This window comes from Dapis brunnea BLCC-M229, from assembly GCF_050015995.1.
GTDB lineage: Bacteria > Cyanobacteriota > Cyanobacteriia > Cyanobacteriales > Microcoleaceae > Trichodesmium.
In genome coordinates this window covers 19,583-32,765 of sequence record NZ_JBNHEP010000224.1, presented here as the reverse complement: position 1 = coordinate 32,765, position 13,183 = coordinate 19,583, and the positions used below count along the sequence as shown (strand labels likewise).

General features: G+C 35.8%; 10 protein-coding genes. 3 read left to right on the top strand and 7 right to left on the bottom strand.

The window, feature by feature from the left end; all coding sequences use genetic code 11:
• Positions 1 to 462: 462 nt before the first annotated feature.
• Positions 463 to 1,254, bottom strand: coding sequence for a tryptophan-rich sensory protein (locus ACP6PM_RS25135; RefSeq protein ID WP_426589496.1), 792 nt, complete (start codon positions 1,252 to 1,254; stop codon positions 463 to 465).
• A 106-nt stretch (positions 1,255 to 1,360) separates the two neighbouring features.
• Positions 1,361 to 1,735: a hypothetical protein gene (locus ACP6PM_RS25130; RefSeq protein ID WP_426589494.1), complete on the bottom strand. Its 375-nt coding sequence runs from the start codon at positions 1,733 to 1,735 to the stop codon at positions 1,361 to 1,363.
• Positions 1,736 to 2,616: 881 nt separating this feature from the next.
• On the opposite strand from ACP6PM_RS25130, the gene galT reads away from it, so the two are divergent.
• Both galT and ACP6PM_RS25120 read left to right on the top strand, forming a co-directional pair.
• Positions 2,617 to 3,618, top strand: coding sequence for a galactose-1-phosphate uridylyltransferase (gene galT, locus ACP6PM_RS25125; RefSeq protein WP_426589492.1), 1,002 nt, complete (start codon positions 2,617 to 2,619; stop codon positions 3,616 to 3,618).
• A gap of 247 nt (positions 3,619 to 3,865) precedes the next feature.
• On the top strand, positions 3,866 to 4,966 hold the full coding sequence (locus ACP6PM_RS25120) for a D-alanine--D-alanine ligase family protein (protein ID WP_426589490.1): 1,101 nt from the start codon (positions 3,866 to 3,868) through the stop codon (positions 4,964 to 4,966).
• Between the two features lie 262 nt (positions 4,967 to 5,228).
• Here ACP6PM_RS25120 and ACP6PM_RS25115 read toward each other — a convergent pair whose 3' ends face one another.
• The 4 genes from ACP6PM_RS25115 to ACP6PM_RS25100 all read right to left on the bottom strand — a co-directional run bounded on the left by ACP6PM_RS25115 (position 5,229) and on the right by ACP6PM_RS25100 (position 9,661).
• The gene (locus ACP6PM_RS25115) at positions 5,229 to 6,869 is read right to left on the bottom strand and encodes a mechanosensitive ion channel family protein (RefSeq protein WP_426589488.1); all 1,641 of its coding nucleotides are present in this window, start codon (positions 6,867 to 6,869) and stop codon (positions 5,229 to 5,231) included.
• Between the two features lie 428 nt (positions 6,870 to 7,297).
• The gene (locus ACP6PM_RS25110) at positions 7,298 to 7,948 is read right to left on the bottom strand and encodes an IS607 family transposase (protein WP_426589599.1); all 651 of its coding nucleotides are present in this window, start codon (positions 7,946 to 7,948) and stop codon (positions 7,298 to 7,300) included.
• Positions 7,949 to 8,045: 97 nt separating this feature from the next.
• Positions 8,046 to 8,978, bottom strand: a complete 933-nt coding sequence (locus ACP6PM_RS25105; RefSeq protein ID WP_426589487.1) for a DMT family transporter — start codon at positions 8,976 to 8,978, stop codon at positions 8,046 to 8,048.
• Between the two features lie 455 nt (positions 8,979 to 9,433).
• Complete coding sequence (locus ACP6PM_RS25100) at positions 9,434 to 9,661, bottom strand: hypothetical protein (RefSeq protein ID WP_426589486.1); 228 nt, start codon at positions 9,659 to 9,661, stop codon at positions 9,434 to 9,436.
• Between the two features lie 1,257 nt (positions 9,662 to 10,918).
• Here ACP6PM_RS25100 and ACP6PM_RS25095 point away from each other — a divergent pair.
• Complete coding sequence (locus ACP6PM_RS25095; protein WP_426589484.1) at positions 10,919 to 11,926, top strand: helix-turn-helix domain-containing protein; 1,008 nt, start codon at positions 10,919 to 10,921, stop codon at positions 11,924 to 11,926.
• Between the two features lie 190 nt (positions 11,927 to 12,116).
• On the opposite strand, the gene ACP6PM_RS25090 is transcribed toward ACP6PM_RS25095, so the two are convergent.
• A complete protein-coding gene (locus tag ACP6PM_RS25090; RefSeq protein WP_426589482.1) occupies positions 12,117 to 13,031 on the bottom strand; it encodes a tetratricopeptide repeat protein in 915 nt (304 codons plus the stop codon).
• Positions 13,032 to 13,183 lie beyond the last annotated feature (152 nt).

Sequence of the window (13,183 nt, the reverse complement as noted above, 5' to 3'; positions counted from 1 at the left end):
TGAGAAAAATGGTGATACTTTTTCTTGACGAAGCTCCACTTATAAAACCTTGCCTGGCGGAGCAAGGTTTAAATAAAAATATAGTCTCCGACTTCAAGTCGGGTTTATTTATTTCCATCAAATATTTATGGTATGTTCCTCATAAACCAGACTTCTGAGGGTTCAAATTGCACTTAAATATTTAGGATAAATCTGCTTTATAGATACAAAACAGTACATGAATTTATTGTTTCTCCAGCATTTTTTTTGGTAGTAAATCTATTGAGCTATAGCAATCATATTTCAGTTGTAAAATTTTAGTGGTAATTAGGAGTCAGGAGTCGTAGGGGCGATTCGCAAATCGCCCGTACAGGAGTCAGAATATAAAAGTATTTTGATCGATCTTAATTGTTCTTAAATATCTATCAAAATCATTCCTGATTGCTATATATCTAAAAATCTCATCCTAATTTCGCAATATGTCTAAATTTTGAGCCTAAAACCTTTTGATAAAAGTTTGAGAAAAACTAAAACTGCTAATCCTAAAGCTAATATTCCAGCAGTAACATAAAGAAATGGAATATCTAAATGACGAACTGCAATTGCTGTAAATGCCCAAATAAATACCAAAGTATAAGCAATATCTTGTTTTTGAATATTAATAATTGCTGCAATAACTGCTCCAATTATTAACATAATTATTGTCCAAACAATAGCAACTTGCTCTGAACTATTCCAGCCTAAATTATCTAGAGCGCAGGCTACATTTACGATTGTTGCTACACTAATCCAAGCAAAATATATACTGATAGGATGATGAACTAGCCATTTATCCTTTTTTGAGACTCTTTCAGAACTAATTCCTAAATTTAGATATAGGCAAATCAAACAGCCTAAAATTCCTAACATTGCCAAGACTGAAAGAGTAAACAGTTGATATTGAAATAAAAATATCCAAATAATTTGTGATAGACTTGCACCTACTAAAAAATATTGACATCTGCGTAAAATTTGATTTTCTCGTTGTGCTGGCAAGAGTTGATAAATTCCGAAGCTAATTAAACCTAAATAAATTAATCCCCAAATAGCAAAAGCATAACTGGCAGGAGTAATTAAAACATCCTTAAATACAGTGTTAGAAATTTCACCTATAGTTTGACCACTAGGGGGAGCAATATTCACATAAACATTCAGAAAAAAAGCAGTTAAAATAGCAATTAAATTAGCCCACTGTCGAATAATATCTGAGTTAAATTTCCCTGTATTAGTTTCCATAATCATCGTTGCTATTGTGCATAAATATTATTCAGAAAAATTAGAACTTAGCCCGGAAGTTGTTGTTGATAAAAACGACCGGGCTACCCAATCAAATAATACAGAATTAATCTTGAATTACTTCTAGTCCACAAGCTTCTGCGAGTTGTTGTGCTATACTTTTATATTGACGAGGTGGGGTCCGAGTATCGACATCTAAATTAAAACCCTCTACAACACGCTGAATTAATTTTGAACGCCATATAGCTTCTATTTCATAATCTGAACTAAGACTACCTTCTGATAATGCTGCCATTAATTTATCTAATATTTGATATTGCCCGACTAAAATTGCTGCTTTAGTAACATCACCAGAATCAGTATCCAGAGCGTCGAGTTGTCTACTAACTCGATTCCATTCAGTATCAATTATTTTGATCAAAACTGTAGCTAGTTTAGCATCACGTTGCTGTTTCAATATTTGGAATTCCCTATTAGTCATTATTATTAGCTCCTAAATATATTATTATAAGCTATTTAATTTTATATATCACATCTATCTAGTTTTTCCTGTGAATATAATCTTAAATTCATGATGTACCTAATTTAACTATTTTTATTCTTTGTTATTTTTGCTTGAAAAACCATTGCTCATCAAAATAAATGATGCCCAATAATCACGATAACTTCAATAATTGATAATTACCTCTCCCTAAAACGGATTGGATTGACGCGGAGCGTGAAAATTTTTTCTTTTTTCTCCTTTAAAGGAGAGGCTTTTTACCTTAATTATTCGGTAATTATTTAACTATTTCTCAAGACAAATCTTTTTTGAGGTTCGTTTGTATTGCTAAAGCTGCTCACTGTTGGCAGTCCTATTTACCAGTAATTATAGAAATTTGTGGTTGTCGCAATGCTTCTGCTAAGAGACTGTTTGTAAAGGAAATATAAAAAGGATATAGGGAACAGGGAACAGGGAACAGGGAATAGGGAATAGGTATGGAGGGAGGAAGAAATCAAGACAACTATTTGTAAGTTAAAAATCTGGGAATATATGTACCTTTAAACCTCTGGTATCTAGGAAATTTCAATCTCTTGAAGTACTACCGCTTTTAGATTTTAGTCATTATTTGCTCTGTTAAGACTTATTTTACAAACAGTCTCTAAGGAACATAACGCAACTGACCATTGGGTGGATCAATTATTATTTCCACATCTGCTATAGTTAAATCATGTTCCAAAGGTTTAGTCAACAACTTATATAATTGAGTTATAATTGAGTTGCAGACTCTTTGACAAATTAAATATTCCGTTTATGACTTAAATTGTTAATCATAAAAACACGATTATAGTTAGATAAATCAAATAATTTAAAAAATACAAATGACTGAACTAAGACAAAACTTAATTACCAGAGATTGGGTTATTATTGCCACAGAAAGAGCCAAAAGACCTGATGATTTTACTAAACCCCAAAAATCGCAAATTGTCATCCCATCATATCAACCAGATTGTCCATTTTGTCTGGGCAACGAACATCTCACAGGACCAGAATCATTTCGACTAAAAGATAATAATAGTTGGAGAGTTAGGGCAGTACCTAATAAATATCCAGCTCTAACTCCCATTGGTGAAAAAGTTAGAAATATAGAGAAAACTTTTCGTTCTATGGCAGGAGTGGGATTCCATGAAGTGATTATCGAACATCCACGCCATGATGTGATAATACCATTTCTAGAACTTAAAGATATAGTCAATATTCTCAGAGTTTATCGCCTTCGATACGCAGAGATAAAACAAGATAAACGAATTCAAACTATCCTAATTTTTAAGAATCATGGCAAAGGTGCAGGTACATCATTAGAACATCCTCATTCTCAATTAGCAGCTACACCAATTGTACCTTATCAATTAAGGATTCGGATACAGGAAGCAATGCGATATTTTGATGATACTGGAGAATGTTTATTTTGCCGAACTTTAGCAGATGAACTAGCTGCTGAAGAGAGAATAATTTATGCCAGTAAACATTTTGTAGCATTTATTCCTTATGCTGCACTTTCACCATTTCATACTTGGATTTTTCCCCGGCGTCATTCATCATCTTTTGATGAAATTACTGAGTCAGAAATGTTAGATTTGGCTGATAATTTAAAAACTGTTTTAGGGAAACTTTATTATGGCTTAAATAACCCAGATTATAATTATATTATTCGTTCAATTCCTACTGATGAACAACGTACAGATTATTTTCATTGGTATTTAGCAATTGTCCCTAGGGTTTCCCTTACCGCAGGATTTGAAATGGGAAGTGGAATGTTTATTAATACTGCTGTGCCAGAAGAAAATGCTGCTTTTTTACGTTCTGTGGAAATTCCTGAGTAGCTAAGTAAAATAACCACAAAAGAAAGATGATATAATCATTAGTTGTATTGTCACATTTTGTCTAATACAAATTCACTTTAAAGATGTCATAAATACTTTCAAACTTTAGATGTGAAATAGTTTCCTAAAATTACTGCAACATCAAAGTTTTAATCCTATAAAATCTTACTTTTGACTTTTGACTTTTGACTTTTGACTTCAGTATGATAATCTATCTAAAATAAAATTCTGTTAAAGGAATCTGATAATGACAAAATTACGAGTAGGTTTATTATTCGGTGGTTGCTCTGGCGAACATGAAGTATCCATTCGTTCCGCAAAAGCGATCGCTACTGCTTTAAGTAAGGGAAAAAATACAGGCAAATACGAATTGATGCCAATTTACATTCAAAAAGATGGTCGTTGGCAACCAAGTGATTTTTCTCAACAAGTGCTAGACTCTGGCAACCCACCATCATTGCCACTAACAGATGAAAATAATAATAATTCCAATACATCCCTAACTCAGCAAACCTCTTCTAATCTCTGGCAAACTCCTCCCCAAGCAGCACAGGTAGATGTGTGGTTTCCAGTTCTCCACGGTCCGAATGGGGAAGATGGCACCATACAGGGTTTACTAAAATTAATGCAGGTTCCGTTTGTGGGGTCTGGAGTTTTGGGTTCCGCAATGGGTATGGATAAAATAGCGATGAAAATAGCTTTCGACCATGCAGGGTTGCCCCAGGTCAAATATCAAGCAGTGACACGATCGCAAATTTGGTCCAATCCTTGTGTATTCCCCAAACTGTGTGATGATATTGAAGCAGCTTTAGGATATCCCTGTTTTGTTAAACCTGCCAACTTAGGATCGTCAGTGGGTATTGCTAAGGTGCGCTCTCGTTCGGAATTAGAAACTGCCTTGGATAATGCTGCCAGTTATGACCGTCGCATTATTGTTGAAGCTGGTGTGGAAGCAAGAGAGTTAGAATGTGCGGTATTGGGAAATGATGTGCCGAAAGCTTCTGTAGTTGGTGAGATTAGTTTTGAGAGTGATTTTTATGATTATGAAACCAAGTATACAGAGGGAAAAGCAGATTTATTTATTCCAGCGCGGGTGAGTGAGGCGATCGCCACTAAAATAAAAGAAATGGCAACCCAGGCATTTTTAGCAGTGGATGCAGCAGGTTTAGCGAGGGTAGACTTTTTCTATGTGGAAAAAACAGGAGAAATTTTTATCAATGAAATTAATACCATGCCTGGTTTTACTGCAACCAGTATGTATCCCATGCTTTGGGAAGCTAGCGGTATTCCTTTTGATGAGTTAGTAGATATTTTGATTCAGTTAGCATTAGAAAGACATTCTAAATAACGAACAATTGTCTGTAGGTTGGGTAGAGCGACAGCGAAACCCAACATTTATCTTTTTTAAATATCTTTCTTAGTCAGGACTTATGCAGAACCACCAACCACCATATCTAGTAGGAGCGATTTCCTACGGAATGATCCGCAAACGCAATTCGCCCCTACAAATGGTGTATAACTTCATTCTTTGCGTAAGTCATGTTAGTATTTTGCGTAAGTCCTGTTAAGCAAAATTTACTAGAAAAAATCCCTTTTCCGATGTTTTGATATTATCTGTAGAAATAAGCTTGTCTGAGTCGCCGAACAATTTCCCCATGAACTTCACTGCGGATACGGTTGCCACGCTGACATTGTTCCAATTTAACATTATCAACAAAAAACTTCACAGCCATATTAATAGTACCAAGACCGCCACCCATCGACATATCTTGCATCCAAATTTTAGGGGACTGCCACAAAGCATAAGTTTGGAATCTCTCTTCTATCCATTTCCATAATTCTAAGACATAATCATCCAATTTTGTTTCTGAAAAACCCTGACCAGAATTAACAATTTGCTGTAATAATTTGTTCATTCTCTTTGTTAAAAAATATATTTTTCTTTCCCACTCATTTTCTAAAACTTCATCATCTGCATCACGTAAATCTGGGTCTTCTTGCCAGTTTTTATACCAACTTCTTAGCAAACTAATCAAAGCATCTTCATCCATATTCTGTGATTCTTGCAAAAATAATGACTTTTGCCCTTTTTGCTTTTCTGATACTGTTTCTAACCCTACCAATCTAACTATATCTAAATAATAACCTTGAATTTCCCTAACTTCTCCCGAGTCCAATCCCTCCATTTCCATCAACTTAATTTTATCAACTAACCTTGTAATTTCTGTCTTAATTTTTTCTAGCTTAACTTTAACTTTTTCCTCTGCGATAAGACGTTGACGACCAGCTTCTTTTTTAGATAAAAGATTATCCTCAACTTCTAATAATTGATCTGTTACCCTGTAAAAATTTTCTATAGCTACCAACTTGTTATTTAGATCTCCTAGTACATCTGGATGACTCAAAACCACTTCTTCGATAATTTTGATAGCTTGATTAGGGTCGCTGTCGGCTCTGATTGGTACAATAATTGTATAATAATAGCTAGAATTAGGACGACTAAAATTAACCAACTTTTGACTTTCTAAAGCAGCATTAGGCACTAACAAATCACAATGACTTTCAATTAAATATAAAGTTGTCAACCTAATTCCAATAGATTTAATTATAGCGACTGAGCCATCTTCTAAAGCCACAACATCACCAAATTGAAATGGTGTATCTACTAATAATACCAAACCACTAAAGAAGTTAGATAAAATATCTCTTAGTGCAAAACCGAGTACAAATGTCATACCACCAAATGCCACCCATAACCCACTTAAATCTATTCCTAATGTTTGGATGAATAAAAAACCTCCTATCAAGTAGATGAGAATTGGTAGGGTATTTTTAATCAAGGGAATTAAGACATCATCCCAGTCTGCTTCTGTTTTTTCTGCATATTTGCTGAGAGAATAAGCAATTACTTGAGTAAATAACCGATCGAGCAAATAAGTTATTACAGCAACAATTCCTGCTGTTAATAATCTTTGAATGAAAGGTAAATTTTCTAACAACCCTAAACTATAAATTAATACTTTCAGAACAATTATGACAAAAAGTATTAGTAGAGGAGTTTGCAAAATGTTTAGAGTTAAAATACCTATTTCATTGCTGGAACGGCGAAAGAAAGACTTGAGCGTCGAGAATAGTATTAGATATAAAAAGAATCCTAGAACTATTCCTATCACTAAAAGTCCTAATCCCTGTTGGAGCCAGGGGGGTAAATATATGTCTGAAGAGTTTGATGTTTGTAAAAGTGTCAACATAGTCTAAATTAATTTCTATAGTATAGCTTCTGCTCTTCACAAGGCTAGTTTTACTACTGATACTTTCAATAGAAAATAGCATATTTAGGTGAGAATACTTGAGGTTAATTCCTCATAATTTGATAGCTGATTATATGTAGGGTTTCGGTTATCACCGACATGAAAGGGGGAGCATGACCTCAGGAAAAGGCGGAGCCTAGCGGTAGCTAGATTGCCTAGACAATAATTTTTAAATTTTTCAGCAGAAAAAACTTAATATTTTCAGGATTAATTTCAATAACTAATCATTAATTTAAGTTTACTATCAGGATTGTTGGAATTGTGAGTAAGGATGTTTTTAGTTAACCACAAGCCCCAATTGTAAGCATGACGCGCTACAAAGTGCGTGTTTAGCCAGCAAGGTTTTTTGCTGGTTATTTCGGGACAGTTCAGTTTTGAATCCGAGATGCATTATTATCAATGTTCCTTACAACTTGATCTACTTCCTCTTGTAATCCAAGTAATAATTTTTTGTGTTTTTTTGATCTTGAACCGTAAAGCCTAGCTGAAAAAACTGTGATGATTTCTAGTACGTCTTGAGCTAATTCTTCTTCAAAACTTGGTTGTTCTCCTTTGTTAATAATAACTATCTCAATCCCCTGGAGTTCGCAAAAAGAAAAAACCAACTCAGCACCAAACCTTAACAATCTATCTTTATGAGTTAATACTAATCGCTTAGTTTGCTTCCTCAAGATTTTCTCTAATAATTTTTGCAACCCTTTTTTGTGGTAGTTCATACCAGAGCCTAAGTCTTTAATGATCTCAAATTTCCATCCTTTGGCAGCACAATAAGCCTCTAACATTGCTTGTTGCCTGTCTAAATCTGCCTTTTGGTCGTGGCTAGTGACTCTGGCATAACAAATAGTAGAACTGTCTGCATCTCTATCATTGATAAGTTTAGAAGAATCATAGAATCTAGTACCAGCCTGGCTTTTTCGGTCTGGTATCAGTTCTCCAGACAATTCCCATTTACGGAGCGTATCAATCGACACTCCTAATAGTTCTGCTGCTGCACCTATTTTGATGAATTTGTCAGTCATAATCATAGACTATACGAGATAATCATAGATTATACTAGATAATCATAAATTTTGTCAAACTGTTATTAACCCTATTTTGCACGTATTTCTTAACTCCTTATTTACTAACTTCCTGACGAGGACTCGATACAGCTAAATAAATACCGAATAAGATAATGAAAAAAGATATAAATTCGGAAATACTCAATTTTTCAGCGAAGAAAAACCGGGCTTCTATTGAAATTAGAAACGGTTCTATGAGTAAAACAATGGCTACAATACTGGATGAAAATATTTTGAGAATATTAGCCATAATCCCATGACCGATTACAAATGTAAGGGCAAGACAAATAATAGCAAGCCATCCGGAACGAGAATCCGGAAAGATTGGCTCTCCACTCATCAGAAGAACGGGGAGTAATAAGAAAATACTAAACAAGCAACACCACAATAGAATATTGCTAACGCTAAGATATTGTCGCAGTTGCTCTACGATTAATAAGTAACCACCCAATAAGATTGCTGAGAATAAAGACAACAAGTCACCTTGTAATTGTGTTGTGGCTATCTGTAAATCTCCAATTCCAATTGCGATAGATGCGCTCAGTGCAATCGCCATACCGATCAGAAATTGACGATCAAAACTTCGATTTAAAAATATCCATGCAAATAGAGTTAAAAATAATGGCGTTAAACTGTGTATGAGTGCAGAAGTAGCCACTTTTGTTTGAGTCAGCGACCAAGCCCACAATAGTTGAGTGCTCGACGAAAAAATCCCAGTGCCCACAAGCAGTAATAATATTTTTCGGGAAGAAAGTCTAGCAAGAATGGGTTGTTCGCTATTATTTTTAGCTTGGAAAAAATCCCAAATACTTCTGATTGACAAAATGATGGCGGCGAATAAATAACGGTCTAAGATAGTCGCACCTGGGCTAATTTCTTGTTCACTCCATCTGACACTAATAGGGCTAAAAGATAAAACAAAACAAGCAATTAGTAAATAAAGTAAAGCTAAAAACTGGGTGGGAGATATCTTAAAACGCTCTATCATCTTGAGAATTTATGTAGTTAGTGTAAAATTTACGAAACGTTAATCTACAGCCCATAGGCTTGAAGAAAAACTGGGTTGATTATCGGAGTTCCATACTATCCTCTGAAAACCTTGACTCTCATTGAGTTGGTGATTCAGGGCTTTAGCCTTATTCATTGCTACTTACACCTCTATCATCTGTCTTATCGGGTGTCCGTCTGCTTATCTTTCCCATTACGGGGGTCGAGTAGCAATTGTACAGATTCTGACGCTAAGGCTATAATCCATTCACAGCAATGGTTTCAGACATCGGATTTTGTGAAGTTTTGTATCTTTCAAAGTGTACCAGCAAAACTAAGGTCTATTTGGTACGGATAATTTGAACGAGATTTCAATGGTTTCAGGGGTCTAATTTTCAGAGGGTTTAATTGGTACAGTCCTTAGCGTAACTTTCTGCACGGTTGCTACTCATAGGCCTATGATTCCAAGCGCACACCTGTATTCGCAAGCTCGTCGATATTCGGTGTCAGGATCTCGCTGCCGCGATAGCCTAGATCGGCATTACCCAGGTCATCTGCCAAAATCACAATGATGTTAGGCTTGGCCACTGTGGTGGCAGCAAGAGCATTGGGGACAAAAGGAGGCAAGGTCATAATGGCTAAAGCCATGACTGCCAAAATAAAACGTCGTAAGATCCAGTTCATAGTGTTTTGAATCCCATAGATAAAATTTAATTGTTTGAATTGAAAAAAGCAGAACATTTTTGAAGTTGATAGAGCGATCGCCTGACAATACCTCTAGGCGAAACTCAAAACTCAATTGAGAATGCCAACTCGCCAGTGCGAGATACCAGTATCTGTCAGTCGGGAGCAATTGATAATTTGAGTTAGCCCAAACTTTTGATGATTTGTAGCAACTTCTTCCTCCCAGAGTCGATCGGTGTACTGAATTTCCGAATCGGTTCAGATTTCTTCAGCTAGTGCTAAGGATAGCATTGAGACTAAGAAACTGTTTGTAAACTTATAAAAACCTCTCTCCAAACCTCTCTCCTACCAGGAGAGAGGCTTTGAAACCCCCATTCCCTATCTCCCCCTTTGAAAGCTATCCATTACCCACATCTTTACTTAATATAAAGCTTGACAAAATTTACAAGTTATGTGTAAGCCTTGAAAAAGCTCTTGTTGGAGAAAAAATGTATTAAAAATTACATTTTTGTGAGATAACTTAAGTAGTTTTACTTAGCTAGCATGACTCTTTCTCCCTTCTCCCCTGCTCCCTCTCTTGGTGCGCGTTCCCTTGCGTCTGACGCCGACGCGGGGTCGCACCGCTGCTCCCCTGCTCCCTACAAGGTTTTCAGGAGTTATGGGTAAGGGATAGCTTTGAAAGGGGGGCAGGGGGGTTAGGTTTTTAGGATTTATCGGTTCCATGCAGCACTTCTCAAACAGCTTCTAATAAACAAACCACCGTTAAGGCGAGAATTGCCTAATGTCTTTTTGTGAGAGTAAACCCAATAGTTTGGTGAAGAAGGGAGAAGTGGCGATGGCAAATACCGCTAATACTCTACAAATCTGGTTCAACATACCGTTGAAAAACATAGCTAAAACTTCGTAAAAGGGGTTAATAACATTTCAGACCACCTCGCAAAACCCAATCTGGATAGCCTTGGGATGTTATGTAAAGTCCCATTCGCTTACTCGGAACCGTATCACCTTCACTCAATTGGACACCCTTGAATTCATCAATCGAATTAAGATGGGTCATACCCACTCCGTACCACAACAGAGTAATCCGAAGACTTAAAAATTTAGTTTAGTGGTAATCTATCTCTTTGAATAATCAAAAATTCTAACTTTTTGAATTATAAGAAATAAATATATAATTTAGATATAAAATAAATTATATTTATAAATAGTTGGTTTGATTATTTTTTATAAGTGCTTATGTAAACAGGAAGTTTATTGATGGATATAAACAACAGTAAAATTACCCAAACTCAAGATAATTATGGGACAAGCAATCTGAAGATTGTCTCCAAATCCTTTACAGATGTGGATGCTTTCAAAGAGTTTTTTGCCCATCGACGGAGAGAAGTAATACAAATAAGTTCCGGTTCTCTTGAAGCTGAGGTTTTGTCAATTCAGGTTGGTGAGATATATTTCGTATATAATCAGACGAACCAAGGAATTCAATTATCGGGCGATCCTCCGAGAAAGGGCAATATAGGTTTTTCGATAATTTGGTCTGAGAATGAAAAGGAATATTACTCTTTTCGTCACCCTATCGATCCTCAAAGGACTATTTTTGGTTTCAATGGTAGGGGAGCAGACTTCATTAGTCCCCAGGGTGGAAGGTTGACACAAATTTTTATGCCTGTTCAAATTTTTAATGCTTATGCAAACCAACTACAACGCCACGATCTAGACGATAATTTCCGGAGAAGAAATCATGTAAATTTGTTACCCACTGGGATGACAGAAATTAAAGATTATCTGAAACAACTATTTTGGTTAGCAGTACACCAACCGAGTTGGTTTCAAAACCCTCACATTGAGAAACTGGTTGCTGATGATTTCATTCCTTTGTTGATTAGTCAGATTCCTATCAAGTTGAATTCCAAGTGTTTCTTCAAACCTTCCCGAAGAGCAAAGTTGATTGCCCAAGCTGAAACAGAAATACTAGCAAACTTGGAAAAACCTCTGACCTTAAAACAACTCGCTCAAAATTTAGGGTCTAGCAGTGCTGCATTATCTTTTGGTTTTAAAGACTTATTTGGCGTGAGTCCGATGCGCTATCTGAAGGTACGACGACTTAATGCAGTGCGACAACACCTGAAAGCAAGGGAACCGGAAAATTGTACCATCGCCATCCTTGCTAGTGAATTTGGGTTTTACAGTCCGTGTCATTTTACTAAAGATTACAAAACCATGTTTGGGGAATTGCCTTCAGAGACGTTGGGAAAGAAGAAATAGGAGGTAATTGCGAACGAACTGAATCAATTTCATTTGATCAGGACTTACGCATGAGGTAGGAAAAACTAGGGTTTGAGATTGCTTCCCTGTCGGTCGCAATGACGAAAATAGGTTGTATTGCGTAAGTCCTATTGATGTCAAGCGCTCACTATCCTCAACAAGCTCGACTTCAGTTTAAAACGCCATTCCACTACCTTTTTTTCCTCAAAATATTCCAATCTGTTCTCATCAGAAAATCCCAATCTCGTAGCGCCACTCGCGACCATAACCAGTTTTGTCGAAGTTGGGGAATATGATATTCTCTCGCAGCTTCATTCATTACTTTTGTCCGATACTGGAGCGCTCTCAACCAGCGTTCTCTTTGCTCATTTTCCTGAGAAGTTTGAGCAGATTTCATCATTACTAATCCAATCCCTGCATAGGCATTAATAGCATCTTTTTGTTCAACTTCTGGAGTCGTAATAGCCTCTGTTGAAATGTTCCGCAATGTTTCTGTTTCTGGTAAAACTTCTCCTGATAATTTTAATACTTTGAACCAAGCATCATAAGCTTTTTTCAAGTCTCCTTTCGTATAGTAAGCAAAACCTATAGCATTTTGATATAGAACAGAATCAGGACTTTGAGAAACTGCTTTTTTCCAGAAAAATAAGGCTTCATCTACAGTATAATTTCTATTTCCATCTTGGGCTAGCTCCCAAACCAATCGACCGTATAAAAAATTTATTTCTGGGTCAATATTTTGGTTATTATTAGGTGATTTTAGCACAATATTAATTGCTTCTTTTGCCTCGAGAAAAGCACCTCGATTTAGCAGAGATTCTATAGCCTTTTTTCCAGCTTCAATATCATTCTTACTAAATTGTTCAATAGCTATTTTTTTTTCTGCTTCAATTGTATTAGCACTATAATTAATAGGTTGTTCTTTGTTATATCTTTCAAGGTTAATTGGGTCTGGAGTTAAAGGTATAGTTTTTGAATAATTTACTGGTCGATTTTGAAAGAACCAAACACCACCTAGAGTTAAAAAAACAGCAATGAGGTGTGTAAATATTCTGCCAGAAACGGAGTTAAAAAATTTGACGGTATTTTCCTGTTTTTGTGTCATGGCGATCTTTTCTATAATTAGATTAGTTATTTGAGAAATAAAATTTCAATACATCTAACCTAATCTACTTTAATTAGGTAAGCTATTCAGAATTCTTATTATATTCAGCTAGCTATTTATATGATGTCCGGTTGAATACTTACACTTTGGAG

Bases quoted from the DNA above. Each gene is read 5' to 3' on its own strand.
- ACP6PM_RS25135 (WP_426589496.1), bottom strand. From the start codon at position 1,254: ATGGAAACTAATACAGGGAAATTTAACTCAGATATTATTCGACAGTGG.
- ACP6PM_RS25130 (WP_426589494.1), bottom strand. From the start codon at position 1,735: ATGACTAATAGGGAATTCCAAATATTGAAACAGCAACGTGATGCTAAA.
- galT (WP_426589492.1), top strand. From the start codon at position 2,617: ATGACTGAACTAAGACAAAACTTAATTACCAGAGATTGGGTTATTATT.
- ACP6PM_RS25120 (WP_426589490.1), top strand. From the start codon at position 3,866: ATGACAAAATTACGAGTAGGTTTATTATTCGGTGGTTGCTCTGGCGAA.
- ACP6PM_RS25115 (WP_426589488.1), bottom strand. From the start codon at position 6,869: ATGTTGACACTTTTACAAACATCAAACTCTTCAGACATATATTTACCC.
- ACP6PM_RS25110 (WP_426589599.1), bottom strand. From the start codon at position 7,948: ATGACTGACAAATTCATCAAAATAGGTGCAGCAGCAGAACTATTAGGA.
- ACP6PM_RS25105 (WP_426589487.1), bottom strand. From the start codon at position 8,978: ATGATAGAGCGTTTTAAGATATCTCCCACCCAGTTTTTAGCTTTACTT.
- ACP6PM_RS25100 (WP_426589486.1), bottom strand. From the start codon at position 9,661: ATGAACTGGATCTTACGACGTTTTATTTTGGCAGTCATGGCTTTAGCC.
- ACP6PM_RS25095 (WP_426589484.1), top strand. From the start codon at position 10,919: ATGGATATAAACAACAGTAAAATTACCCAAACTCAAGATAATTATGGG.
- ACP6PM_RS25090 (WP_426589482.1), bottom strand. From the start codon at position 13,031: ATGACACAAAAACAGGAAAATACCGTCAAATTTTTTAACTCCGTTTCT.